This window comes from Spirosoma sp. 48-14 (assembly GCF_001898575.1).
Taxonomy (GTDB): domain Bacteria; phylum Bacteroidota; class Bacteroidia; order Cytophagales; family Spirosomataceae; genus Spirosoma.
In genome coordinates this window covers 1-979 of sequence record NZ_MKUD01000061.1, presented here as the reverse complement: position 1 = coordinate 979, position 979 = coordinate 1, and the positions used below count along the sequence as shown (strand labels likewise).

At 35.1% G+C, this 979-nt stretch carries 2 protein-coding genes; both read left to right on the top strand.

Annotation, left to right across the window (positions count from 1 at the left end):
* Positions 1-67: 67 nt before the first annotated feature.
* Positions 68-631, top strand: a complete 564-nt coding sequence (locus BGO59_RS27100; RefSeq protein WP_024566623.1) for an AraC family transcriptional regulator — start codon at positions 68-70, stop codon at positions 629-631.
* Positions 632-719: 88 nt separating this feature from the next.
* A partial coding sequence (locus BGO59_RS27095) for a heavy metal-associated domain-containing protein (protein WP_293688930.1) occupies positions 720-979 on the top strand: 260 nt, incomplete at its 3' end.

The window sequence follows — 979 nt, the reverse complement described above, 5'->3', positions numbered from 1 at the left end:
TTAAACTTAAATTGTAAATTTGTTTATTGCTTATGTATTAAATACTAAACGTAGTCAGTAAATAAATATGAATACAATCTTTATTAAAAATATGGTTTGCGACCGTTGCATTATGGTGGTACAAAACGAATTGGAAAAACTGGGATTAGATGCTAAAAATATAAAACTGGGCGAAGTTATTCTTTCCAAAGAAATAACATCTCTGGAAAAAGAGAATTTGTCCAAAACTTTAGAGCCATTAGGATTTGAAGTAATTGACGATAAAAAAGGCAGGATAATAGAAAAGATAAAGAACATTATCATTGACCTGGTACACCATCAGGATAGTGATGTAAAAACCAACCTTTCCGATGTATTGAGTGACAAATTGCATCACGATTACAATTACCTGTCCAATCTGTTTTCAGAGGTAGAGGGTACAACCATTGAAAAATACTTTATCGCCCAAAAGGTGGAGAAAGTCAAAGAATTGTTGGTGTATGATGAGTTGTCATTAAGTGAGATTGCGAACCGCCTAAATTATTCGAGCGTGGCATATTTGAGTAACCAGTTTAAAAAAGTTACCGGGCTAACACCAAGCCATTTCAAACAGATTAAAGAGGATAAAAGAAAACCGTTGGATAAAGTGTAAGTAAATCTTACAAATCAAATCCAAAATTTCACAACAGTACCCATAAATATAATAGCCAATTTTGTATTGTAAATTAAAGCAGGCAAATATGGCGACAAACAGAGAAAATATATACATTCCATTGGAGGATGTAGAAAGCGAACACTGTGCATTAATCGTTGAAAAGGGATTTGCACAGGTAAAAGGCGTAGAAACCCATAAAGTAGAGCTGAACAACCGAAGGGCAGCGATTACAGTAGATAGCAATGAAACCGTAGGCGAGGCTGTTAAGGCAATTAAAGATTTAGGTTACGGAGTTCCTACGGTTAAAAGTGCTTTTCCGGTATTGGGCATGACCTGTGCATCCTG

What these genes read in the sequence shown, in the direction of transcription:
- BGO59_RS27100 (WP_024566623.1), top strand. Translation starts at nt 68, where the DNA reads ATGAATACAATCTTTATTAAAAATATGGTTTGCGACCGTTGCATTATG.